The organism is Nitrosomonas sp. GH22 (assembly GCF_009833115.1).
Classification (GTDB): domain Bacteria; phylum Pseudomonadota; class Gammaproteobacteria; order Burkholderiales; family Nitrosomonadaceae; genus Nitrosomonas; species Nitrosomonas eutropha.
Genome location: NZ_QRCA01000008.1, coordinates 38,089 through 61,739 on the forward strand (window position 1 = coordinate 38,089; position 23,651 = coordinate 61,739).

The following is a 23,651-nucleotide window of genomic DNA, read 5'->3' on the forward strand; positions in this document are numbered from 1 at the left end:
GATCTTCATGAAATTGCTGGTACGTACAGGGCTGGTTATATGTATTGCTGCAACAATTTCAGGCTGTTTGTCGCCGATCGCCTTGAATCGGGCGGTTGAGTTGTATGATCAGGCTGCCCTTCGCTCGGAATCAAGGCAACTTTTAATTAACATTGCGCGCGCTCAGCATCATGAACCGCTACATTTCACTCGGGTCTCCAGCATTGCTGCGACATTTGATTTTAGTGCCAGTGCGGGCGCCACACCAGCATTAACCGGAGAACGCGGCGGCATGCTGGCCCCCATTTTTGGTGGCAGTGTGTCGGAGAGTCCTACTTTCAGCATTGATCCGATTGCCAGCGATGAATTTACCAAACGCCTGTTGACTCCCTTCAGCCAGCACAAATTGACACTGTTACTGCGTCAGCATTTTGATATTGATTTGATGCTGCGCATGATGGCGCAAGAAGTCCGTTTGCTTGATTCCGGGCTATATAGCACTGCTCAGGATGCGCCGGTCTCTGAAAAACCTGAAAAACGAGGTCGTCATCACAGGATGCGTTTAGAGGCTAAAAAAGGCACGGCAGAGGAAACAGGTAAGAGGGGAAGTGAAGCCGGACATTTTTTTTCTTATTTTCCACTTACCAGCGAGCAGGAACGCCGCATGCGTTTCCGGCAGCATATATATCAGCACCAAGCCGCCTATCGTAATAATCCATCGGATCGTACCGGCTACGAAATGTTTCGTCGTATCGTTCTCCATCTCTCCGCAATTCAGGATCAAAATCAGCTCTACGCCGAGCCTTTGATATTTGAGCGTAGCTGGAAAATTGCTGATAGTGGCATTTCAGCAGAAGGATTATTTCAGGCTATTGAAAAAGATTTTGCCGTGGATCATGACTCGGAAAAAAACATTTACACACTGAGCAAACAACTGCCAGGTCCGATTCTCATCACTAACTACGATCCTAATATTCTCTGTTGTGAAGAGCGTGCGGAGCTGGATGATCTGATCAATCCATGGGTTGAGAATGATGTCGCTTTTGATATTCGCCCGGGTTATCCGGGGGGAGAATGGCCAATTCAGGGCGCGTTCAGGCTCAGGAGTTTTCATAGCATACTTAACTTCCTGAGCCATGCACTGGGAGAAGAAGCGGAATATTATGTAGAAAAAGACTCGCGCACACCCCCCCTTGCCGGTAATGAGAATCCCGCACAAACCATGGGCATGATTGTTGCTGATAAACAGCCTGGCAATATTGATATGTTTGCTTATTCACACGGAAAGTATTACACAGTGGATACGACCGGCGCAGATACTCACTGGAATCGAAATGCTTTCCAGTTACTTTATGTGTTGTTCCGGTTGACGATTACCGACGCCAAATCACTGGGAATTCCGATTACGATCTCAAAATAAATATGTGTCACAGGAATTATCCGTCTGAAAGGCATTCATCTTCAAAAATCCAGCCAGGTGGCCGACTCGATGTAATGGCTCCACGAGATACCCAGATTACTCCTGCACATTAACTGACGATGTAATGCTGTGTTCGTTTTGATTTGTCGCTTGCGATTCCATTTGCATAATCCAGTAATACAGCGCGGCTAACAGCAGCATAAACGCGATCCCGCCTAGCCACAGCGAAGTCTTGGCAAATTCGTCATCTACCAATGTTAATGGTGCATCCCTACCGGAAAATGTAATAACAGCTGCCAGTACCACGCCTATCAGGCTTTCACCTACGATCATCCCCGATGCCAGCAGCACGCCTAGTTGTTTGATAGTATCAGCGCGCGGCCCAGATTTACATTCAGCGCAATGATTGAATACAGCGCCGGCCAAAGCGCCTGACACCACTATCAGCGTAGTCGATGTTGGCAGATACATTCCCAGTCCCACCCCCAGTGGCGGCAGTCTGGTAGCTGTTTGAGTGCGTGCCAGCAGTTCATCAATGACTACAGCTGCAACTCCAATCAGCGCACCCATGCCAAGCAGATTCCAGGCGACGCTGTTCTCGATCACGCCTTGTGCCAATGTCGAAATCAAACCCGCTTGTGGTGCAGGCAGCGCACGTGTCGGCTCAGCACCTGGTGCACCGACAAAACTGTAGGCCTCGCGTAGTAAATCCAATACCGGAGGGATGATAATTGCGCCTGCGACAACGCCAATCACCAGCGCTACCTGTTGCTTCCACGGTGTGGCATCCACCAGTTGTCCAGTCTTGAGATCTTGCAGGTTGTCATTGGCAATAGTGGCTCCAGCGAAAATAATGGAGGTGGCAAATAGTGCATACGCTACTAGCGCCTGTGCCTCGTCACCAGGGTACAGGTGTCCGAAGCCGAGCATCAGCAGCAGTGAAACCACGATGATGACCAAAATCCCTATCCCCGATAGCGGGCTGTTGCTGGAGCCAATCAAGCCAGCCATATAACCGCATACGGCTGCGACCAAAATTGTGATGAGTAAAATAAAAAGTGTAGTGCCTGCCACCAGCGGCATCACATGCGCATGCAGTCCGCTGGTGCGGACGAAATCCATGAGCAGCCAGATGATGGGTACGATGGTGATGGCAATGACTAGAGACACGATGGAGATCGGGATATCGCATTCAGTGCGTGGCAACGCATCGCCATGCCTGGCCTTGCGCATACGGGTTGAACGCCAGGCATTCTGTAAACCGCTGATGACTGGCCGCGCCAGTTTGACCAGTGCCCATACCGCAGCTACGCCGATGGTGCCTGCGCCCAGAAAGCGTACTTTTTCTGACCACACGGCTTGCGCCAACTGTGCAGCCGAACCGTTTGCTACATCAAGCAAGGTGCTGTAATGTGGAACTGCCCATCCCCATCCTACCAACGCACCTACCAGCATGGCCAGCCCGACCCACAAGCCTACCAGATGTCCCACGGCAAATAGTGCCAGCGACAAGCTGAAGTCAAATCCCGTCACACTGCGCGTACCCACGTTGAAGTAGTGCGAAACGGAAGCAGCAAATAACCTGGTTGCTACAATCACAGCAAAAACTGCTGAGCTGATGCTCCCAACAATCACTACTCGCAACCCGATACGACCGATTGAGTGATTCCCTTCATCATTGCCGGAACGTCCGGTCTCGGTACCGACCTTCAACACCTCGGCACAAGCCACACCTTCAGGGTACGGTAAGTCTGAATTAGTCACCAGTGCCCGCCGCAGCGGAATGGTGTACATCACGCCCAGCACGCCGCCGGTCAGGCAAATGCCGAATGTCATCCAAAACGGAAAATCCTGCCACCAGCCGATCATGATCAGGCCTGGTAATACAAAAACAATCGCCGACAGCGTGCCCGCCGCTGATGCTACCGTCTGTACAATGTTGTTTTCCTGGATGGTTACATGCTGGAACTTGCGCAGCACCGCCATCGAAATTACTGCCGCCGGAATCGACGTGGCAAACGTGAGTCCCGCCTTTAGCCCAAAATAAATATTGGCAGCAGTAAATATCAGTGTAATAAAAATGCCAATAACAATACCGCGCAATGTCAGTTCAGATTGGGGAGCCATGGGATTTGAGTTGATTTGGTAGAGGCGCTCGCATCATCCTGGGTGATGCTGTAGTTTTGTAAAAAAAGTAGATAAGCACAGTGTATCCGCTGCAGTATTGGCTCCATGGCGGTTTGACTCATTAAATTCTTTGTCTGGCCCAGATCGTACCGATGAACTATTGCCGTTAATGCCAGAGTTCATTAAATTATTTAGTATAGAAAAAATAACAGATAGTGTCGTTAGGCGCTTACAGTTGTTTGGCTACATAAGTTTTCTTGCAAAGCATCCGTATCACTCATTGATCTTTTCAGGCTGGCCTGATTGAAGGCAGGGAAGCGAAGAAAGCCATTGTTCTTTGAGGTATCCAGTAGTTCTTTCATGATAGATCCAGGTCTCCCGACAGCAACACACCATAATTTCGTACGAGTCAGCGCAACAAATATCTGGTTTCGAGCAATCATCTCTTTTTCCGGGCTTTTGGCTTGTAAAGCTCCCGCCATGTGAAGATTGAGGGCATAGACTTTGTATGCTTCATTACCTTTGGCTCGCCGAATACTTGAAATCGTTACATATCCTGCTTGATGAAATTGATCCTTGTTTTGGTTGTTCAGGGAGAGAACCCTGATGCCAAGTGTACGGAGGCGATCCTCAATTTGCGGGAACAGATAGCGTGTGGGCTCAAGGCCAACGATTGCAATATCTTCTGGACGAAGACCTGATTCAAGATCACGGTGAATACTGGTTGCAACGAAATCAACATCTTCTGCCTGGCTTAAGCTCTCATGAATCACCAAGATTGTTGATTTGTCCAACGGTGCTCCGAACTCGGGATTGTCAATGGGGTGGCCACTTGTCTTGTCCGGACGCTGGAGCATAACGGTGGCACATGCCTTTACGCTTGCTGCACTGAAATCACCTTCTACCACTTGGTAACCCAAAGCGATCCAGTCTTCTTTACGTGTGATTCCTTGAAGTGGCCCCCCTTCTCGAAATAACCCCATGTTGATGGCATGTGCTGCTAAAAGAATCTGACGAGGAGTTCGATAGCAACAATTCATATTATGCGCCTTCTGCATGCCGCTCGCATAGCTGCCAGATAGATCAATACAAGGACGACCTTGCTCGTCCCTGCCAAATATCTCTGAGGCATTCGGGACGATCAGAGAATCTACTCCTTGTGCTTCGTCATAAGCCCAATAGAGGCGTTTTGGTGCACGTAGCGCATGATGAGCTATTCGATAGAAAGATGCCGGCAGATCTTGTCCTTCGTCAATAACGATGGCGTCGAGCAATGATGGACAACTTTTGCATTCTTCTTCGAGGTTGCGGCAGGCAGCTTCATATGCTGATTCTCCATGGATTGTCATTTTCTCTGCATCCCCAAAACTCAAGAAGCGACATTTCCACCGGAATGCCAATTCACGATAGAATCCGGTGAGTTCCTTGCTTCCCCATGCATGCCAGATATGCAACTTATTCCAGTCAGGGGTTGCGCCGGTTAATCGTCGGTAGTGCTTATCAATAAGATTTCGAATTTGTTGGTAAAGTGAACGACTCCAGAAAACAAATGCAATTTCCCAATCCGGATTAGATGCATGCATCTGTGCAACTCGTCTTGTAAACAAGACTGTTTTGCCACTTCCGGCGATTCCACGCATGCGCTGGGGACCTTCAGGGACTTCCTGAGAAATTCGATCTTGCTTCTCATCCAAAATACGCAAACGGCTTTCAACGGCATGAATCACCCTGCTATGGCAAGAAACAGGGGCACCTGGATTGGGTTGTCTAGGTGGCTCGGTCGTAGCGATACCTCGAAATACTCCGAGAATTTGCTCCCATTGAGCATCGTCAAGTGTGGGCATATAGGCAGATGAAACAGCTTTAACCTGTTGCCTGAAAGATGTCTGTAAAATATCTTCTTCAAGCCAGACAACACCATTTGTACTTGGATGTTTCGAAAAACCTTGCATAGCCCATTCAGAGGCTGAAATGAACGGCAGTACAACCCGGTACTCGAATGGTATTTTAAGTTTTTCTAACATCGGGCTTGGTTTAAATAACGCCCTGACTTCAAATAGTTGCGCTTCGATCTGGCTTATAGGAGACATGCTGTCAGCGTACCAGTCGCGCATTTGCCAGTCGTGGCCCTCAATTGCTGCGATATTTCCAATCGTGCAGCCCTTGCTTTCAAAGATCCATATGCCGAAGCGGCGATGAATCATGAGGAAATCAGGCTCACTTCGCCCTCGTTTACTCGTTGCGAAGATAGGGTATCGGTAGTACGCAACACCTTCATCCTGCTCAAAAGCGTTCTTGAGCGCATTCCACAGTTGACGTTGCCCCTTGTTGTTGTCGTTGGGGTAATTGGGATTAAATTTCATGTTAATTGGATTTAACGGAATTACATCGAGGTAGTGCATCCTTGGTTGGCTCTATTTGCATAGGCTCACCGTATATAAGAGTTACATCAACTCTGGAGTTACTTGCAACGACAGTGTAGGGGAAAAGTTCAATTTTGATTGATCATTACAAATGCAGGGCAGGGTTATTGCGAGGAATGTTATTGCGAATGTGCTGTGCTCCACCTCAAGAAACATATCAAAAATTTGACTTCCAGCTTGTCCCCGCTCCGCAACCGACTTTAGGTTATGCGATCAGTTATGGTGAGAGATTGTATTTCTTGAGGGAGGTTATCCGTGCAGTATTGTTTTATCAACAGTACCCCACGCCGTTTGTTGATTTATACAGCAAGTCGTTGGAGTTGGTACACTGCTGTGGCAAGTTTTGTCAGGCCACGTGCAGCAAAACCAGGTTCTTGGGGAAGGATATCGTTTCGTTCCAGCAGCTTGACACACCAGCGGGGTGAATAGCACTTCAGTACCTCGGCTTCTTCAACTGAAAACGGTGGCCCAACCATTTCCTGCTGCTGATATTCAAGTGTGATCAGCAAACCGCTACAACCAGCCGGCAGACATGTCATGAGTTCGTTTATATAGGGTACGCGCAGCTCGGGTGGCAGAGCGATCAGCGCAGCACGATCGTAGATACCGCTGCAATCGGAAAGCAGCGCTGCATCCAGCGCAAAAGCATCGCCACAGATCACCTCAATGTTCCCGGCTGTGTAATGTGTGCCATAGCGAGATTCTCTCACCGCAGGTTTCAGACCATGCTCGGCAAAAAACTGCTGTACTGCCAGTAGTGAAAGCTCTACACCCAATACACGGTAGCCTTGCGCAGCCAGCCAAGCCATATCCAATGATTTGCCAGCCAGTGGAACAAATATCTTGCTGCCAGTTGGTAGATCAAGTGTTGGCCAGTATTTCTGCAGTAACGGCTGTACGCGTAGTTGATGAAAACCGGTACGCCCTTCGCGCCAGCTTTGTAGCCAGAATTCATGTTCCATTGTGTTTAATTGAATGACGACATAAATACATACAGGGTACCATTGATACGTGGCGGTTTATTCCCACTCTATTGTAAACAAGACATTTTTATCTTTTATATTCAATGGCTTATTTTCCTGCTAATTGGTAATACCATGAAAAATACCATGCTCAGAAAAGGCTTAACAATATTTTGAAAAATTGCCTACTGAGCGCTGCCGCACAGCTCCATAGGCCGCTTTCCTGGCTTTGCTTCCAGATGTATGCTCTTCTGCTCCTGCAGCTAATGGATCACCGCAAACAGGTTACTCGCCTGGGGATTCCCTTTCGACCCGAGCATCCGTATGAGACTCATGCTCGATTATTATTATTATAGAAGCCCCCATGAATAAATCGCTCATCATTTTCGGCATCGTCAACATAACCTCGGACAGTTTCTCCGATGGAGGCCGGTATCTGGCGCCAGACGCAGCCATTGCGCAGGCGCGTAAGCTGATGGCCGAGGGGGCAGATGTGATCGACCTCGGTCCGGCATCCAGCAATCCCGACGCCGCGCCTGTTTCGTCCGACACAGAAATCGCGCGTATCGCGCCGGTGCTGGACGCGCTCAAGGCAGATGGCATTCCCGTCTCGCTCGACAGTTATCAACCCGCGACGCAAGCCTATGCCTTGTCGCGTGGTGTGGCCTATCTCAATGATATTCGCGGTTTTCCAGACGCTGCGTTCTATCCGCAATTGGCGAAATCATCTGCCAAACTCGTCGTTATGCATTCGGTGCAAGACGGGCAGGCAGATCGGCGCGAGGCACCCGCTGGCGACATCATGGATCACATTGCGGCGTTCTTTGACGCGCGCATCGCGGCGCTGACGGGTGCCGGTATCAAACGCAACCGCCTTGTCCTTGATCCCGGCATGGGGTTTTTTCTGGGGGCTGCTCCCGAAACCTCGCTCTCGGTGCTGGCGCGGTTCGATGAATTGCGGCTGCGCTTCGATTTGCCGGTGCTTCTGTCTGTTTCGCGCAAATCCTTTCTGCGCGCGCTCACAGGCCGTGGTCCGGGGGATGTCGGGGCCGCGACACTCGCTGCAGAGCTTGCCGCCGCCGCAGGTGGAGCTGACTTCATCCGCACACACGAGCCGCGCCCCTTGCGCGACGGGCTGGCGGTATTGGCGGCGCTGAAAGAAACCGCAAGAATTCGTTAACTGCACATTCGGGATATTTCTCTATATTCGCGGTTCAGCAGGCATGTCCCCTTTGAGGGCGACCCGACGACAGGATAATCGACCTTATGGTGCGCAAATATTTCGGCACAGACGGTATTCGTGGCAAAGCCAACGAAGGCGCGATGACGGCGGAAACCGCCTTGCGCGTCGGCATGGCGGCTGGCCGTGTCTTTCGTCGCGGTGACCACCGCCATCGTGTCGTGATCGGCAAGGATACGCGCCTGTCGGGCTATATGCTTGAACCCGCGCTCACAGCCGGTTTCACCTCGATGGGCATGGACGTATTCCTTTTTGGCCCGCTGCCGACAACGTATAGGAAGAATAAACGCCCTTTTCACCCAAGTCCAACAGCTTTGGACCGCAGTTGACTCTTTCGACACCCCTGCGATGCAACCCAATCCGGCTGACGGGGAGCCAGCAACGCTGAAAATTTACCCTCCTCTTTCCCACTAGCGGCTCCTTTTCCGACAACCAGCACGGCGGATCCCTGCCGCGGCGCTGTGAACGCAGCATTTTGATTGGTATCGTTGGCCTTCAGGCTCGTCAGTCAAACAGACCCAGGAGCAGCTCAGCCGGTGGCGCCCGGCTTTCGGGTAACGCCCTGGTCCCGCTGGTTTCGGCTTTGTGCTTCAGGTGATCAAGGATCTGCTTGATCACTATAGGGTCTTCAATGCAGGCGATGACTTTCATGGCGCCGCCGCAGCCGCTGCAGGTCTCGATGTCGATATTGAAAACACGCTTGAGCCGTTGCGCCCATGTCATCGACGCTCGCCGTTGTGCTGGTGTTGCCGGTTCATCAGCCACCCTGACCTTGTTGCCCCTGCCCCGTTTTGCCGGCGTGACCAACGCCCGGTGCCGACTGTTGGGTGCGAACACCCCGTGGAAGCGGGTTAGGTTGACTCTGGGCTTCGGTACCAGGGCGGCCAGCCTTGCAATGAAATCCAATGGTTCGAAAATGACGTGCGTGGTGCCGTCCCGGTACGGCGTCTTGAGCTGGTAGCGCACGTTGCCGCCTCGTGTTAACGACAGCCGCTTCTCGGATACCGCCGGGCGGCTGATGTACCGGCACAGCCGTTCGAGCTTCTTGCGTTCATCGGCCCTGGCCGCCACGCCGGCGTGCAGGCTGGACCCGGCTACCTTGCCAATCCCGTCACCGAACGGATCACCACTGGTCGGCAGAGTTTGCAAAGTGAACACCTTTCGCCCCGCCTGTGAACCGACAGCGATACGGTAAGTGATCGAGTGCCCCAGCAGGGGTGTCATCGGGTCGTCATCCACCGCATCCGAGGCCAGATAGCTGTTTTCGACATCCCGTTCCAGCAGGCCTTGCCGTTCCAGATAGCGACCCACCCGGTGGGCGATGGTGTGCGTCAGCTGGGTGAGCTCTGGGCTGGTCGGCGCCTTGACCCAGCGGAAACGCGCTGAGCCGTGGGATTGCTCGACATACACACCGTCGAGAAACAGCATGTGGAAGTGAACATTCAGATTGAGCGCCGATCCAAAACGCTGGATCAGGGTGACCGCGCCCGTCTTGGCCACTTGGTGGGTATGGCCCGCTTTCTTGACCAGGTGCGTGGCAATGACGCGGTAAACGATGCCCAGCACCCACCCCATGATCTCGGGCCGGCTGGCAAACAGGAAACGCAGCTGAAACGGGAAGCTCAACACCCACTGACGCATGGGTTGTTCAGGCAGTACTTCATCAACCAGCAAGGCGGCACTTTCGGCCATCCGCCGCGCCCCACAGCTCGGGCAGAAACCGCGACGCTTACAGCTGAAAGCGACCAGGTGCTCGGCGTGGCAAGACTCGCAGCGAACCCGTAGAAAGCCATGCTCCAGCCGCCCGCATTGGAGAAATTCTTCAAATTCCCGTTGCACATAGCCCGGCAATTCCTTTCCCTGCTCTGCCATAAGCGCAGCGAATGCCGGGTAATACTCGTCAACGATCTGATAGAGAAGGGTTTGCTCGGGTCGGTGGCTCTGGTAACGACCAGTATCCCGATCCCGGCTGGCCGTCCTGGCCGCCACATGAGGCATGTTCCGCGTCCTTGCAATACTGTGTTTACATACAGTCTATCGCTTAGCGGAAAGTTCTTTTACCCTCAGCCGAAATGCCTGCCGTTGCTAGACATTGCCAGCCAGTGCCCGTCACTCCCACTCAATTGTTGCTGGGGGTTTGCCTGAGATATCGTAAACTACGCGGTTGATGCCACGAATTTCGTTGATGATGCGGTTGGAGATTCTGGCAAGCAAGGTGTAAGGCAGCTCAGCCCATTGTGCAGTCATGAAATCTTCAGTCTGAACGGCGCGCAGTGCGATGACGTACTCATAACTGCGCTTATCTCCCATAACGCCAACTGATTTTATTGGCAGGAAAACAGCAAATGCCTGGGAGGTTTTTTCATACCATCCAGCGTTTCTCAGCTCTTCAATAAAGATGGCGTCAGCCTGACGCAATAATTCTGTATATTCGTATTTAACTTCTCCCAGAATACGGACACCTAGTCCCGGTCCAGGGAAGGGATGACGGAATACCAGGTCACGCGGAAGCCCCAGTGCCAGGCCAAGTTCTCGTACTTCATCCTTGAACAGTTCACGCAGTGGTTCCAGCAATTTGAGGCGAAGTGTTTCTGGTAGACCACCAACGTTATGGTGGGATTTGATTAATCCTGATTTCTTTGTGTGGCTGCCGGCAGATTCAATGACATCCGGATAAATGGTGCCTTGCGCCAGCCATTTGACGTTTTCAATTTTTGCGGCTTCCTGCTGAAAGATTTCCACAAATTCGCGGCCGATGGTGCGGCGTTTCTGTTCCGGATCAGTGATTCCTTTCAATTGCTCCAGGAATTGTCTGCTAGCATCAACGTAGATGACGTTGACCGCAAGATTCCGGCTAAAGGTTTCCATGGTTTGCTTGGCTTCATTCAGGCGGAGCAGGCCGTTGTCTACGAATACGCATACCAGCTGATCACCGATGGCGCGGTGGATTAGTGCGGCGGCTACTGAAGAATCTACCCCCCCAGACAATCCCAGGATGACTTTATCGCCGCCGACGCGCGCGCGTATCCGGCCAATGGCCTCTTCTACGTAATCCGGCATGTTCCAGTCATAGCCCGCATCACAGATATCATGAACGAAACGATCGAGGATAGCTTTTCCCTGGAGGGTGTGAGTGACTTCAGGATGGAACTGGACACCGTAGAACCTGCGTGTTTCGTCAGCCATGGCTGCAAAGGGAGTGGCTGCATTGAAGGCAATGGCTGTGAACCCAGGCGGTAATTTATTAACCCGGTCACCGTGGCTCATCCATACATCAAGAGCGGGTTTGCCATCAGAGCTGATGCGATCCTTGATGTCCTGGAACAGCCTGCATGGTTCTGTTAACAATTCTGCATAGCCAAATTCGCGCGTTTGCGCATTTTCCACCTCTCCTCCGAGCTGAGCTGCCATGGCCTGCATTCCATAACATATGCCGAGAACAGGGACACCCAGTTCAAACACAATTTGAGGCACACGCGGCGCGTCATTGGTAAAGATGGATGCCGGCCCGCCGGAGAGAATGATGCCAACAGGAGAAAATTCCCGAATAAATTGCGGGCTGACATCAAAGGGGTGGAGTTCACAGTAAACACTGGTTTCCCGGATGCGCCGTGCGATTAAACGAGCGTACTGCGAGCCAAAATCCAGGATAAGAATTGCTGAATGCATATCAGTAAAGGGTTATTCAACGTGATAATTGGGGGCTTCTTTGGTGATCTGAACGTCATGCACATGAGATTCCCGGATTCCGGCAGACGTGATTTCGATAAACTCAGCTTTTTCATGCATTTCACTGATGGTATGGCATCCCAGATAACCCATGCTGGAACGGACACCTCCTGTCAGTTGATGGATGACATTGGCGAGAGAGCCTTTGTAAGGAACGCGACCTTCCACGCCCTCGGGTACCAGTTTTTCTGCTTCATGGCGCTCGGTTTCCTGAAAATAGCGATCGCTTGATCCTTGTTGCATGGCAGATAATGAGCCCATGCCGCGATAACTTTTATAGGCTCTACCCTTGAGTAGCTCGACTTCACCTGGGGATTCCTCTGTTCCAGCCAGTAGACCTCCCAGCATGACTGCGCTTGCCCCTGCAGCAATGGCCTTGGCAATATCACCGGAATAACGAATACCTCCATCTGCGATAACTGGTACACCTGTACCCTGCAGTGCAGTAGCAACATTATCAATTGCTGAAATTTGCGGGACACCAACACCAGCGATGACCCGGGTGGTACAGATTGAACCTGGACCGATTCCAACCTTTACGGCATCAACACCATGATCTACCAATGCTTTGGCTCCTGCAGCCGTGGCAACATTACCGGCGATTACCTGAATTTCAGGAAAATTTCTCCTGACCCAGTACACGCGTTCCAATACGCCCTGCGAATGCCCATGTGCTGTGTCCACGACAATTACATCTGCACCAGCTTCCACCAAAGCGGCGGCACGTTCGTCACTGCCTTCCCCCACCCCGATTGCAGCACCCACGTATAAACGTTCCCGTTCATCCTTGCTGGCATAGGGATGTTCGGTTGTTCTGGTGATGTCCTTGACGGTAATCATCCCGCGCAATTCGAAGTTTTCATCGACAATCAGTGCTTTCTCAAGCCTGTGTTTATGCAGTAAGGCCAGTGCTTCTTCCTGTGAGATGCCTTCTCGGACAGTAACCAGACGCTTCTTCGGGGTCATGATATTTTTGACCGGCTGATCAAGGTTGGTTTCAAACCGCAGATCGCGGTTGGTAACAATGCCTACAACCTTTTTGCCCTTTACTACGGGCAAGCCGGATATGTTGTGTTGCCGAATCAGTTCCAGAACGCTTCTGACGGTCATGTCTGGAGAGACGACAATCGGATCAGTGACAATGCCGCTTTCGAAGCGTTTTACTTGTGCAACCTGCGCTGCTTGGGCGCTGATCGGCATATTTTTGTGGATAATGCCGATCCCGCCCTCTTGGGCGATAGCAATAGCAAGTCGTGCTTCGGTAACTGTATCCATCGCGGCTGAAACAATCGGAATCCTGATCCGGAGAGAACGGGTTAGCTGTGTGGTGAGGTCAACATCCCTGGGCAAGACTTCGGAATGAGCGGGAAGCAGTAATATATCGTCGAAGGTGAGTGCTTTTTGTATGAGTCGCATGCTGCCGATCCTTCACAAAACCGATATTATATCGGAACCAGCTGTATTGTCTGTCTTGACTTCATGTGTTTCTTCCAGTCGGAGCGAATCCTGGCAAGGGTAATTGATATCAAACTCAATATTATCAACGCATACGCCAGGCTGAATAGGTTGTTTCCCGATTGAAATCATTCCAGATATAAGTCGGTTGAACGAGGGAAGTAGTGGGTATTACGAAGGTGACGATATCAAGCGCACCACTTAATGTCCGCCCCACTGTTTGAACGATGCCCACGAAAAATCCTGCTGTTACACCGTAGATAGTTCCTTTTTTCTGGCTGGAAATCATCATATTTTTAGGGATTTCACCAATGCCAGTAACGATATTGGCAACGCCTGTAGCCAGCTTTTCTCCTGCTTTTTCAGGATAGCTGTCAGCAGCCTGTGCGCTAAATGAAAGTAAAAGACTCAAAATTGCTGGTAGTAGGAATGCTATGGAAGTATGTTTCATTTTGTTTTCTCCTTGTTAAAGAATGTAAATTATCTGATTGAGGTGCTATTGGCGCAGGCTAATAATACGCCACCCGCATTCTTTCGCATGTTCATGGAGTGTGGCATCCGGGTCCACCGCAACAGGATGTGTCACCTTTTTGAGGAGTGGCAGATCGTTGAGCGAGTCACTATAAAACCAGCTTTGCAGGAAAGAAAGCCAGGTGAGGTTATGCATGTCCAGCCATTGTTCCAGCCGGGTTATTTTACCTTCCCGGAAAGAGGGAGTGCCGGTTACGCGGCCGGTAAATTCACCATTTTCCAGTTCCGGTTCGGTGGCAATTAGATGATCAACACCCAGCATGCTGGCAATGGGGGCGGTTACGAAGCTATTGGTGGCAGTAATAATAATGCACAAATCCTTTTCAGCCTGATGCCCGGCAATTAATTCACAAGCGCCGGGAGCAATCAATGGTGCAATTTTTTGTTTGACAAAACGACTGCGCCATTCATTTAATTGTTCGCGCGGGTGGCGGGAAAGAGGCTTTAACTGAAAATTCAGAAATTCATGAATATCCAGTGTGCCCGCTTTGTATTGCTCGTAAAATTCAATGTTACGAGCTTCGTAGACCTCCCGATCCAGAACATTTTGTTCAATCAGGAACTGTGCCCATTGAAAATCGCTGTCACCAGCCAGGAGTGTGTTATCCAGGTCAAATAATGCCAGTTTCATGATGCTGATCGGTATAAGAAAAAATGGATGTAATAAAGCTGTGTAAGGAAAAACAGCAGATTCGTTTCAAAGTTGAACGGAGCAACTGCAATCATCCTGATATTCCGAGATTGACGATCGTCCGAAACCGGTGCTGATTATAACAGTTCACGCAGCAAGGGAAGGGTGACGGGGCGCTGCCTAGTCAACGAAAGCTGATCCAACGCGCTGACCTGCCTGATCAGGGAGGATAAGTCCCGTTGTTCATGCTTCAGTAAGTAGTTGCAAACATCCAGAGGCAACTCAAATCCGCAACGGATTGCATAGTCTTGCATAACTTCTATTTTTTTTTCATCCGTTAATTCGTGTACTTGATATACCAATCCCCAGCCCAGGCGAGTAGTCAGATCCGGACGCAAACCCAATTGTGCAGGCGGTCGGGTGCCACCAGCCAAAAATATCCCATACTTGCTTTCACGGATCTGGTTATAAAGATTAAACAGTCTAATTTGTTCAGCATCATCCAGTTGTTCAATGTTATCAACTGCTATGCAATCTGCGGTTAGATTGAAGTCAATTTCATCAGCCTGATTGCAATCAATGTAGTGTGTATTGCGCTGCTGTTCCAGAAAAATATTGGTTACCGCCTGCAGCAGATGGCTTTTACCGCTTCCTGTATTTCCCCACAGATAATAAAAACGATCTTGACGATTGTCGGCAACCAGATTCTTCAGTGTGTACAGCAACTCTTCGTTCCCTTCAGGAATAAAGTTGTCCAGTGACGGCGGGCCGATTTCAGTAATATCAAGGAGAAGTTGTCTCATTGGAGATTGGCAATGTTTCTTCTACAGGAGCGTATTGATGAAGTAAGTGACAGTGGGAAAAGTTTTACTCATGAAAGTAGTTTCTATATCCGAGTGAAGTAAAAGAGAGATCTAGAATAGTATTTTCTCGAAAGATTAAATTGGTTACGACATATTTATTATGTCGTAAAAGGCAATAAAAATATTTGGTTACTCGAGGTAATTAGATAATGATCATTATCAATAATGTAGTGAAAATATACAGATATATTAGTCAGTCAATATCTGCGATTGGTTGGATGAATACCGGATTTTTAGTTTTGCATAGGCTGCTTTTCAAGATATCTTATGGGAATATAAGAATTTTTAAGTATCAATTAGTTGCACAGCCTGTTAACAACAATTCTTTCTTACCTCTGGCAAGAGGTAAGAAAATAGTAATCAGACAAATAGATGAACAGGATTCGGTTATTCATCATTTTCCGCGGCCAATATCCGTCATTCGAGAGCGTTTCAAAAATGGAGCAATCTGCCTGGTTGCTTCTAAGGATGAGGAGTTTTTAGGGTTTATCTGGCTGATGCTTGGTCCTTATCAGGAAGATGAAGTGCGAGCGCGTTATATTCCGCTACCAACCAGGCAAGCAGCATGGGATTTTGATGTTTATGTAAACCCTCACTACAGACTCGGGTTTACCTTTCTTCGTTTGTGGGATGAAGCTAACCGGCTATTGAGTAAAAATGGGTTTACATGGTCCTGCAGCAGAATATCATCATTCAATCTCAAATCATCAAAATCACACGCCAGCTTGGGTGCGGTAATATTCGGACAGGTTGTTTTCATTGAATTGGTTGATTGGCAGGTGACGCTGGCCTCAATCAAGCCTTATATCCATTTTTCTTTGAAGTCTGATTCCTTTCCTGAATTTTTTCTTGAGACATCATCATTGAGTAATCCATATCTGGTTAAAGGTGGTAAGGCGGCAGTTGATTAACAGATATCTACCCTTAATTCAATTTGTGTACCTGGTTTGGTATCAATTGTTGAGTCATTTTTAATCCCGCCAGGCTGAATATGCCTGCCATTGTCAGATAAAGGCCAACAAAGGATGTGCCTCCCGCATCATTAAGTGCCTGTGCGGCAAGGGGGGCGAGTGCGCCGCCTAGAATACCTCCTAAGTTGAAGGCAACAGATATGCCTGTATAGCGTATTCGCGGAGGGAAAAGCGATGGTAGCCATACGCCAAGCGGGCCGTAAACAAACCCCATTATAAACAGGGCAAGCGAAAGCACCATCCAGACCAGCCATAGCGATCCCGCCCCCAAGGCTGGTCCAAATATTAAGCCCAGGATAATTGTCGCTGCACATCCCCATACCAGTACCTGGTTTGCGTGATGCTGATCGGCACGTATTCCCGAGAGAACGATACCAATAGCCAGAAATAATATTGCTGCAAGCTGAGTGAGCAGAAACAGCTCACGATCGTATCCAAGTGTCGTAGTGCCATGAGCCAGTGCAAAAGCGGTTGAAAGATAAAAGATGGCAAAACAGGCAACTACTGTAAACGTTCCGGCAAAGGTGATAGCGGCATGCTTGCGTATCAGCTCGCCGATGGGAACCGGAATGGGAGGATCTTTTGCCAGTGCCCGGGTAAATTCGGGTGTTTCATTAATTTTCAGCCGCACCCATAAACCAAGTCCAACCAGAATTGCACTGGTAAGGAATGGGATTCGCCATCCCCATGCTGCAAAGTCTGTTTCACTCAACGCCGTACCGAGAAGCAAAAACAATCCGTTTGCGGCAATGAATCCAATTGGAGCACCTAACTGAGGAATCATACCAAACCGCGCACCCCATCCCGGGGGAGCGTATTCAACAGCCAATAAAGCCGCGCCGCCCCATTCGCCGCCAAGTCCCAGTCCCTGACCAAAACGCAGGGTGCACAATAGTAACGGAGCTATCCAGCCTGCTGTCGCGTAGGTGGGCAAGAATGCAATCAGCAGGGTTGATATGCCCATCAGCAACAATGAGGCGACCAGTGTTGATTTTCTTCCAATACGATCACCAAAATGGCCGAATAATATTGCGCCAACTGGCCGCGCGAGGAAGGCGAGTCCAAAGCTCAGGAATGACAACATTAATTGTGCAGACGGAGATTCTGCAGGAAAGAATAAAGGTCCGAATACCAGTGCCGCTGCCGTGGCATAAATATAAAAATCATAAAATTCGATGGTTGTGCCGACTAGGCTTGCAATCAGTATGCGGCGATGCTGATAAAAAGGGTGGGACATAGTCAAATCAGTTTCTTCGAGATTTCCGGGCTGTCAGGATACTTCAAGCCGTATTGCGCCAGGAGTTGGCGCACATTTCCATTGGTGTTGCAGAAGCTCTTGCGTTAGTCAAAGACCTCGGCCTGATCAAATGGGGTTCCCAGGACATCCTTGGTGGATAGAGCAGGCTGAATACCTGCTGGCCAGGCAATGTCGAGTGTTGGGTCATTCCAGAGAATGCAGCGCTCATGGACAGGTGCATAGTAATCCGTGGTTTTGTAGAGAAATTCGGCGGTATTGCTCAGTACGACAAAACCATGGGCAAATCCTTCAGGTATCCAGAGTTGGTATTTGTTTTCTGCAGAAAGGATTTCCCCCGTCCATTGGCCAAAGGTTGCTGAGCTTTTGCGCAGATCAATCGCTACGTCGAACACTTCACCTTGCACCACACGCACCAGCTTGCCCTGCGGTTGCTGAATCTGATAATGCAGGCCGCGCAGGACATTCTTCATACTGCGGCTGTGATTATCCTGCACGAACTGAACCGGCCTGCCGATGATTTCTTCAAAACTGGCTTGATTGAAGCTTTCAAAAAAGAAGCCGCGTTCATCGCCGTATACTTTGGGTTCGATTAGATAGATATCAGGAATCGCAAGAGGTGTGGCTTTCATTCAGATTTTTCCTTGAACAGGTTCTAAGCAGTAGAGTGCGGCGGTGGACATTACCTGGTCTATATGCGTATCCAGAATTACTGCAACGCTGTATTAATCTGGTTAAAAGGCTTGTTTTGCAGGAAATTACGTATGTTATCTGCCAGCAGGTTGATCATGCGTTGTCTAGATTCCACACTGGCCCAGGCGGAATGGGGTGTAATAAGCAGGTTGGGATGAGGGTAATCCAGCAAGGGATTGCCATTAACCGGCGGCTCTGCTTGCAGGACGTCGATAGCTGCGCCGGCAATACGGCCAGAATAAAGGGCTTGCAGCAGGTCGTCTTCATTGATCAGGCCGCTTCTGGCTGTATTAATAAGGTATACCGAGGGTTTCATCAGATCAAATTCCCACTTGCCAATCAAATGCCGGGTATCTGCCGACAACGGGCAGTGCAGCGTAATGAAATCCGCTTGTTGGATAACATCATTGAATGCCATGCGCCCAGGCCGGATGGATGAGGCGGATTTATATTCGGCGATCAACAGTTTCATACCAAATGCTTTGGCTATATTTGCCACAGCACTACCGAGCTCGCCATGCCCGATGATACCAAGCGTCTTTCCTGCCAATTCCATAACGCCGAAATCAAGCGGGCAGAAGTAGGTGCTGGTCTGCCATCCCCCTTTTTTTATCAGCTGCCGATATTCCACGAAACGGCAGGCAAAGTTCAGCATGAACATAAGCGTGTGTTGCGCAACGGAACTAGTGGCATAGTTGCGTACATTACATACCGGAATATTGCGCTCAGCGGCTGCAGCAAGATCGACGTTGTTATAACCGGTGGCTGCGACACAAATCAGTTTTAGCTGATCTGCTGCAAATATGGCTGTCCGATCCAGCTGCACTTTATTGCTGATGATGATTTCAGCTCCCTTGATCCGCTCTGTAACCTGTTCACGGGAGGTGTTGTCATGATAAATCCAGGGAGATACGGCCTGCTCCAGCGCTGCCCGATCAATATCACCGCGCGTGACGGAGCCGAAATCAAGGAAAACCGTAAGCATAATTGTTATATGGCTGGATATTTAAAAAGAATGTTTCAAAGAAATGTATTGAAAGCCAGGTACGTTGTCAAATAAAGCGGTCTTTCTTGATAGCTTGGATTGGCGGCCCGGAAACAAAAAAGCCGATACGGTTCCCGGTATCGGCTTAAATTTATAGCTGATGATCAGATCATTTAAGTGTCGAGATCCATTCTGCCAGTGCTTTGGCATCCCCATCACTGACATTGACGTTTGGAGGCATTGGAATCTGACCCCATACACCAGTGCTGCCCCCTTTTATTTTGCTTACCAGGTATCCGGTCTCATCATCCTTGCCCGCATATTTGGTTGCAATTTCTTTAAATGAAGGGCCAACAAGTTTTGCATCTACCTGATGACAAGCGACACAATTATTTTTTGCTGCCAATTCGGGGCTGGCCTGAACAGAACCGGCCACTAACAACGCTGAAGCAGCAAATACACCTAACCAAGCTGTTTTCATCAGTTTTTTCCTTTTATGAATGATTAAGGGAGTGCCATTCTACCGTGAACCCTGCAGACTTGCAGCAGTTCATTCAGTGAATGAATCTCCGGAAGACAACGCCTGCCCTCACATACTTGAGCGCTGATTTTTCCATCTGGGGCAGAGCGTTTTTTAAGACCATCGGGTAACCCGGAAAGTTCATGAGGCAATGCGATTGATATCATATTCAATGAACAGGGAACCAGTGCCTTAAGCCATGTCTGCAATTCTGCTTCATCTCCAGACAGGAGCACTGTCCGGGTTGGTTCCAGAAATTCCTCCAGCGCGACCAATATGCTGCAATGCGAACTGGTCTGGTGTGACAACACATCAGAGAAAATATCCAGTGTACGTTTGGCAGATTCGAGGTAGCGTGGCTCGCCCACTAGATAGCCCAGGTGCTGCAAGGCTATGCTGGCAATACCGTTTCCGGCTGGAATGGCGCCATCGTGACCGGTTTTAGGCCGATGAATAAGTATCTCATGGTCATGACTGGTGAAAAAAAATCCATCGGATGTTTCATCTTCAAACCGGGTGAGCAGTGTATCTGCCAGGGTGATGGCAAAATCAAGATCTGCCTGTCGAAAGCGGGCTTGCAGCAGCGTCAGCAGACTATCTAGCAGGAAGGCGTGATCATCCAGATAGGCATTCAGATGCGCTTTGCCATCCTTGAACGTTGCCAGCAGGCAGCTATCCTGCCATAGCCTGTCGTGGATGAAATCCATTGCCTGCACGGCTGAATCAATCCATTCCCCACGTTCAAAAATCTGTCCGGCGCGCGCCATGCCCTTGATCATCAGCGCATTCCAGCTGGTCAGTATTTTTTCATCACGTCCCGGCCGGATACGCTGCTCACGTTCGTTTAGTAACTTCTTGCGTGCGCTGTCAATGAGCTGTTGCGCAGCTTCCGAATGGATTTGATTATTTGCTGCAACTGCCTCGATTGATTGCACCACTTCAAGATGCCAATGCTGACCTTCGAAGTTGGGATGGCGATCAAGGCCAAAGTAAGGGGCTGTCGCCGCATATTCTTCCCTGGTGAGAATCGCGGCAATCGCCTGCCGATCCCAGACGTAGAATTTGCCTTCTTCATGTTCAGAATCAGCATCCAGTGAGGCAAAACAGCCCCCACCTGCTGCTGTACTGGCTTACATTTCCCGCATGACCCAGGCTGCTGTTTCTTCAACAACCTGTTTGAAAAGCGGGTTGCCGGTTATCAACCAGGTTTCTGCATAGAGGGACAGCAGCAGCGCATTGTCATACAGCATTTTTTCAAAATGTGGAATCCGCCAGTAACGATCAGTGCTATAGCGGCAGAATCCTCCGCCCAGTTGGTCATATAAACTACCCTGCGCCATCTTTTCCAGAGTGTGGGTCACACACATGCAGTGCCTGAGTATTGTTATCAGCGATATAACGCCGCAGGCAGAACTGCAATTCAGCCGGATGAAGGAACTTGGGCGCATCGCCAAATCCGCCATATATTTCATCAAACTGGCGATTCAACTGTTGCCATGCCTGGTCAATTGGTTGTCGGGAAAGTACGGAAGCATCGGTTTTGGGTGTGGGCAGTGATTGAGCAAGCAATTTCAGTAATACTGCATTCTGCTGTTCGATATCCGCCGTACGAGTGTGATAAGCCTCTGCCACTTTTGGCAGCAGTTGCAGGAATCCCGGCATACCGTGGCGTGCTTCCTTTGGAAAGTAAGTGCCGCCGAAAAAAGGCTTTTGTTCAGGTGTCAGGAACATGGTCAGTGGCCAGCCGCCGGAACGATGATTCAGCGCATAGTGTGCATTCTGGTAAATTTGGTCAATATCAGGGCGTTCTTCACGATCAACCTTGATATTGACCAAATGCGTGTTCATGGTGCAGCCACTTCAGCATCTTCAAATGATTCATGCGCCATCACATGATACCAGTGGCAGGCGGAATAGCCGATGGAGAGCAATATCGGCTTATTCTGTGTTTGTGCGATTTCCAATGCCTCTTTCCCCCATGGATCAGTCCACAGGGTTGTCTGCGTGCTGCAGCAAGTAAGGACTGGTTTCTCCGGCAAGGTGGTTAGGCATTGTTTTTTGTAGGGAGATTAATCAGTAACCGCACCACGACTGGCGGTTGATACCAGTTTGGCATATTTTGCCAGTACACCGCGTGTGTAGCGCGGCGCAGGGGGTTGCCAGGCAGCCCGGCGGCGTTCCAATTCTGTTTCTGAAACATTCAGTTGTAACAGGCGGCGATGCGCATCGATTGTGATTGAATCTCCTTCTTCCACCAGAGCGATCACCCCCCCGGCGTATGCTTCCGGTGCAACGTGACCTACGACCATGCCGTAGGTGCCGCCGGAAAAACGGCCATCGGTAATCAATCCGACCGAATCACCCAATCCTTCACCGATCAGCGCCGAAGTAGGGGAGAGCATTTCACGCATGCCGGGACCGCCGCGTGGCCCCTCGTAGCGAATAACGACAACATCACCCGGCTTGATTTTGCGATCGAGAATGGCAGTCATACAGGTTTCTTCGGATTCAAACACTCTGGCGGGCCCGGTAATATTGGGGTTTTTTACACCGGAAATCTTGGCCACCGCACCTTCCGGTGAAAGATTACCCTTCAAGATCGCCAGATGACCTTGTTCATACACCGGGTTGTCCCAGGTGCGGATGACGTTTTGATCCGCGCGCGGTTGTTCAGGAATATCTTTCAGTACTTCAGCGATAGTTTGTCCGCTGATGGTCAGACAGTCACCATGCAGCAGACCGTGCACGAGCAGCATTTTCATCACTTGTGGAATGCCGCCTGCTCTGTGCAGATCAGTGGCGACGTAGCGCCCGGAAGGTTTCAGGTCACACAACACCGGCACACGGGCACGAATCGCTTCGAAATCGTCAATATGAAAATCTACTTCTGCTGCGTGGGCGATGGCCAGCAGATGCAGCACAGCATTGGTCGAGCCGCCTACGGCCATGACTACCGTTACTGCATTTTCGAGTGACTTGCGGGTAATCAGGCTGCGCGGCAGAATCTGTTTTTTGATTGCTTCCACCAGCACCTCGGCAGAGCGGGTGGCGCTGATCCGCTTTTCCTCATCTTCCGCAGCCATAGTGGAGGAATGGGGCAGACTCATGCCCATCGCCTCAATCGCAGAGGACATGGTGTTGGCGGTGTACATGCCGCCGCACGAACCTGCGCCGGGACAGGCATGGCGTTCAACTTCCAGCAGTTCCTGATCATCAATCTTGTGTGCGCTATGTTGCCCAACCGCTTCAAACGCACTGACGATTGTCAGATCGCGACCCTGGTAGTGACCGGGCTTGATGGTGCCGCCATAGACAAAAATGGATGGCACGTTCAGTCTAGCCAGCGCGATTAGGGCACCAGGCATGTTTTTGTCACACCCGCCAATGGCAATGACGCCATCCATGCTTTCCGCCTGCACGCAGGTTTCAATGGAATCAGCGATTACCTCGCGTGATACCAGTGAGTATTTCATGCCTTCGGTGCCCATGGAGATACCATCCGATACCGTAATCGTGCCGAACATTTGCGGCATGGCACCGGCATTTTTCAATGCATGTTCCGCACATTTGGCAAGCGTATCCAGCCCCATGTTGCAAGGCGTGATGGTGGAAAAGCCGTTGGCAATGCCGACAATGGGCTTATCGAAATCTCCGTCACCGAATCCAACTGCACGTAACATGGCGCGATTGGGAGCACGTTTCGCACCTTTAGTGATGGCCTGGCTGCGTCGATTGTCTGGCATATTATTCCCTCATAGATAGATGTGATGAATATAGTTAGGCAAGGTAACGATTGCTGGGGGTGATTGCTGTGGTCAGCAGATGTTGCCGTATAATGCGTATTTTACCGTAAGTCAGGCTGCTGCC

General features: G+C 50.1%; 20 protein-coding genes and 1 pseudogene. 4 read left to right on the forward strand and 17 right to left on the reverse strand.

Going from position 1 to position 23,651, the window contains the following annotated elements; translation table 11 throughout:
- Window positions 1–7 precede the first annotated feature (7 nt).
- A complete protein-coding gene (locus tag ABF86_RS01715) occupies window positions 8–1,399 on the forward strand; it encodes a hypothetical protein (protein WP_074685374.1) in 1,392 nt (463 codons plus the stop codon).
- 96 nt (window positions 1,400–1,495) lie between these two features.
- Here ABF86_RS01715 and ABF86_RS01720 read toward each other — a convergent pair whose 3' ends face one another.
- From ABF86_RS01720 to ABF86_RS01730, 3 genes are all read right to left on the reverse strand, one after another.
- Window positions 1,496–3,526, reverse strand: coding sequence for an oligopeptide transporter, OPT family (locus tag ABF86_RS01720; RefSeq protein ID WP_074685376.1), 2,031 nt, complete (start codon window positions 3,524–3,526; stop codon window positions 1,496–1,498).
- A 221-nt stretch (window positions 3,527–3,747) separates the two neighbouring features.
- Window positions 3,748–5,889 carry a nuclease-related domain-containing DEAD/DEAH box helicase gene (locus tag ABF86_RS01725; protein ID WP_074685382.1) on the reverse strand — a complete coding sequence of 714 codons (2,142 nt, stop codon included), beginning with the start codon at window positions 5,887–5,889 and terminating at the stop codon, window positions 3,748–3,750.
- A 359-nt stretch (window positions 5,890–6,248) separates the two neighbouring features.
- Complete coding sequence (locus tag ABF86_RS01730) at window positions 6,249–6,911, reverse strand: thiopurine S-methyltransferase (RefSeq protein ID WP_074456333.1); 663 nt, start codon at window positions 6,909–6,911, stop codon at window positions 6,249–6,251.
- A 364-nt stretch (window positions 6,912–7,275) separates the two neighbouring features.
- Between ABF86_RS01730 and sul2 the strand changes: the two genes are divergently transcribed.
- Window positions 7,276–8,091, forward strand: coding sequence for a sulfonamide-resistant dihydropteroate synthase Sul2 (gene sul2 / locus ABF86_RS01740; protein WP_001043260.1), 816 nt, complete (start codon window positions 7,276–7,278; stop codon window positions 8,089–8,091).
- An 86-nt stretch (window positions 8,092–8,177) separates the two neighbouring features.
- The gene (locus ABF86_RS01745; RefSeq protein ID WP_000251875.1) at window positions 8,178–8,480 is read left to right on the forward strand and encodes a phosphoglucosamine mutase; all 303 of its coding nucleotides are present in this window, start codon (window positions 8,178–8,180) and stop codon (window positions 8,478–8,480) included.
- 175 nt (window positions 8,481–8,655) lie between these two features.
- On the opposite strand, the gene ABF86_RS01755 is transcribed toward ABF86_RS01745, so the two are convergent.
- The 6 genes from ABF86_RS01755 to hda all read right to left on the reverse strand — a co-directional run bounded on the left by ABF86_RS01755 (window position 8,656) and on the right by hda (window position 15,300).
- Window positions 8,656–10,149: an IS91-like element ISVsa3 family transposase gene (locus ABF86_RS01755; RefSeq protein ID WP_001120888.1), complete on the reverse strand. Its 1,494-nt coding sequence runs from the start codon at window positions 10,147–10,149 to the stop codon at window positions 8,656–8,658.
- Window positions 10,150–10,260: 111 nt separating this feature from the next.
- Entirely contained in the window at window positions 10,261–11,820 is a 1,560-nt protein-coding gene (guaA, locus tag ABF86_RS01760) for a glutamine-hydrolyzing GMP synthase (protein ID WP_074456332.1), read from the reverse strand.
- A 12-nt stretch (window positions 11,821–11,832) separates the two neighbouring features.
- A complete protein-coding gene (gene guaB / locus ABF86_RS01765) occupies window positions 11,833–13,296 on the reverse strand; it encodes an IMP dehydrogenase (protein ID WP_011635258.1) in 1,464 nt (487 codons plus the stop codon).
- Between the two features lie 124 nt (window positions 13,297–13,420).
- Window positions 13,421–13,786 (reverse strand): exosortase system-associated protein, TIGR04073 family, encoded by a 366-nt coding sequence (locus ABF86_RS01770; protein WP_011635257.1) that lies wholly within the window; start codon window positions 13,784–13,786, stop codon window positions 13,421–13,423.
- Between the two features lie 45 nt (window positions 13,787–13,831).
- Complete coding sequence (locus tag ABF86_RS01775; RefSeq protein ID WP_011635256.1) at window positions 13,832–14,497, reverse strand: HAD family hydrolase; 666 nt, start codon at window positions 14,495–14,497, stop codon at window positions 13,832–13,834.
- 137 nt (window positions 14,498–14,634) lie between these two features.
- Window positions 14,635–15,300, reverse strand: a complete 666-nt coding sequence (gene hda, locus ABF86_RS01780) for a DnaA regulatory inactivator Hda (RefSeq protein ID WP_074685495.1) — start codon at window positions 15,298–15,300, stop codon at window positions 14,635–14,637.
- A 209-nt stretch (window positions 15,301–15,509) separates the two neighbouring features.
- On the opposite strand from hda, the gene ABF86_RS01785 reads away from it, so the two are divergent.
- A complete protein-coding gene (locus ABF86_RS01785) occupies window positions 15,510–16,271 on the forward strand; it encodes a hypothetical protein (RefSeq protein WP_074456330.1) in 762 nt (253 codons plus the stop codon).
- A gap of 13 nt (window positions 16,272–16,284) precedes the next feature.
- Here the strand turns inward: ABF86_RS01785 and ABF86_RS01790 are convergent, their stop codons facing one another.
- The 8 genes and pseudogenes from ABF86_RS01790 to ilvD all read right to left on the reverse strand — a co-directional run bounded on the left by ABF86_RS01790 (window position 16,285) and on the right by ilvD (window position 23,527).
- Window positions 16,285–17,568, reverse strand: a complete 1,284-nt coding sequence (locus ABF86_RS01790; protein ID WP_074456329.1) for an MFS transporter — start codon at window positions 17,566–17,568, stop codon at window positions 16,285–16,287.
- 104 nt (window positions 17,569–17,672) lie between these two features.
- Window positions 17,673–18,218 carry a dTDP-4-dehydrorhamnose 3,5-epimerase gene (rfbC, locus tag ABF86_RS01795; RefSeq protein ID WP_074685493.1) on the reverse strand — a complete coding sequence of 182 codons (546 nt, stop codon included), beginning with the start codon at window positions 18,216–18,218 and terminating at the stop codon, window positions 17,673–17,675.
- Window positions 18,219–18,295: 77 nt separating this feature from the next.
- Complete coding sequence (locus ABF86_RS01800) at window positions 18,296–19,264, reverse strand: 2-hydroxyacid dehydrogenase (RefSeq protein WP_011635251.1); 969 nt, start codon at window positions 19,262–19,264, stop codon at window positions 18,296–18,298.
- A 169-nt stretch (window positions 19,265–19,433) separates the two neighbouring features.
- The gene (locus tag ABF86_RS01805; RefSeq protein WP_011635250.1) at window positions 19,434–19,745 is read right to left on the reverse strand and encodes a c-type cytochrome; all 312 of its coding nucleotides are present in this window, start codon (window positions 19,743–19,745) and stop codon (window positions 19,434–19,436) included.
- 23 nt (window positions 19,746–19,768) lie between these two features.
- Window positions 19,769–20,722, reverse strand: a complete 954-nt coding sequence (locus ABF86_RS12690) for a hypothetical protein (RefSeq protein ID WP_240142187.1) — start codon at window positions 20,720–20,722, stop codon at window positions 19,769–19,771.
- A 192-nt stretch (window positions 20,723–20,914) separates the two neighbouring features.
- Window positions 20,915–21,151 carry a hypothetical protein gene (locus ABF86_RS12695; RefSeq protein ID WP_240142188.1) on the reverse strand — a complete coding sequence of 79 codons (237 nt, stop codon included), beginning with the start codon at window positions 21,149–21,151 and terminating at the stop codon, window positions 20,915–20,917.
- Window positions 21,111–21,823: pseudogene (locus tag ABF86_RS12700) on the reverse strand (DUF255 domain-containing protein). Before ABF86_RS12700 ends, ABF86_RS12695 begins: the two are co-directional and overlap by 41 nt.
- Before the next feature lie 30 nt (window positions 21,824–21,853).
- Complete coding sequence (gene ilvD / locus ABF86_RS01815; protein WP_011635247.1) at window positions 21,854–23,527, reverse strand: dihydroxy-acid dehydratase; 1,674 nt, start codon at window positions 23,525–23,527, stop codon at window positions 21,854–21,856.
- Window positions 23,528–23,651 lie beyond the last annotated feature (124 nt).

Coding starts and splice junctions, on each gene's coding strand:
- ABF86_RS01785 (WP_074456330.1), top strand. CDS start 15,510: ATGATCATTATCAATAATGTAGTGAAAATATACAGATATATTAGTCAG.
- hda (WP_074685495.1), bottom strand. CDS start 15,300: ATGAGACAACTTCTCCTTGATATTACTGAAATCGGCCCGCCGTCACTG.
- ABF86_RS01770 (WP_011635257.1), bottom strand. CDS start 13,786: ATGAAACATACTTCCATAGCATTCCTACTACCAGCAATTTTGAGTCTT.
- ABF86_RS01715 (WP_074685374.1), top strand. CDS start 8: ATGAAATTGCTGGTACGTACAGGGCTGGTTATATGTATTGCTGCAACA.
- ABF86_RS01805 (WP_011635250.1), bottom strand. CDS start 19,745: ATGAAAACAGCTTGGTTAGGTGTATTTGCTGCTTCAGCGTTGTTAGTG.
- ABF86_RS01730 (WP_074456333.1), bottom strand. CDS start 6,911: ATGGAACATGAATTCTGGCTACAAAGCTGGCGCGAAGGGCGTACCGGT.
- ABF86_RS01745 (WP_000251875.1), top strand. CDS start 8,178: ATGGTGCGCAAATATTTCGGCACAGACGGTATTCGTGGCAAAGCCAAC.
- ABF86_RS12695 (WP_240142188.1), bottom strand. CDS start 21,151: ATGTGTGTGACCCACACTCTGGAAAAGATGGCGCAGGGTAGTTTATAT.
- guaA (WP_074456332.1), bottom strand. CDS start 11,820: ATGCATTCAGCAATTCTTATCCTGGATTTTGGCTCGCAGTACGCTCGT.
- ABF86_RS01800 (WP_011635251.1), bottom strand. CDS start 19,264: ATGCTTACGGTTTTCCTTGATTTCGGCTCCGTCACGCGCGGTGATATT.
- ilvD (WP_011635247.1), bottom strand. CDS start 23,527: ATGCCAGACAATCGACGCAGCCAGGCCATCACTAAAGGTGCGAAACGT.
- rfbC (WP_074685493.1), bottom strand. CDS start 18,218: ATGAAAGCCACACCTCTTGCGATTCCTGATATCTATCTAATCGAACCC.
- ABF86_RS01725 (WP_074685382.1), bottom strand. CDS start 5,889: ATGAAATTTAATCCCAATTACCCCAACGACAACAACAAGGGGCAACGT.
- guaB (WP_011635258.1), bottom strand. CDS start 13,296: ATGCGACTCATACAAAAAGCACTCACCTTCGACGATATATTACTGCTT.
- ABF86_RS01775 (WP_011635256.1), bottom strand. CDS start 14,497: ATGAAACTGGCATTATTTGACCTGGATAACACACTCCTGGCTGGTGAC.
- ABF86_RS01790 (WP_074456329.1), bottom strand. CDS start 17,568: ATGTCCCACCCTTTTTATCAGCATCGCCGCATACTGATTGCAAGCCTA.
- ABF86_RS01720 (WP_074685376.1), bottom strand. CDS start 3,526: ATGGCTCCCCAATCTGAACTGACATTGCGCGGTATTGTTATTGGCATT.
- sul2 (WP_001043260.1), top strand. CDS start 7,276: ATGAATAAATCGCTCATCATTTTCGGCATCGTCAACATAACCTCGGAC.
- ABF86_RS01755 (WP_001120888.1), bottom strand. CDS start 10,149: ATGCCTCATGTGGCGGCCAGGACGGCCAGCCGGGATCGGGATACTGGT.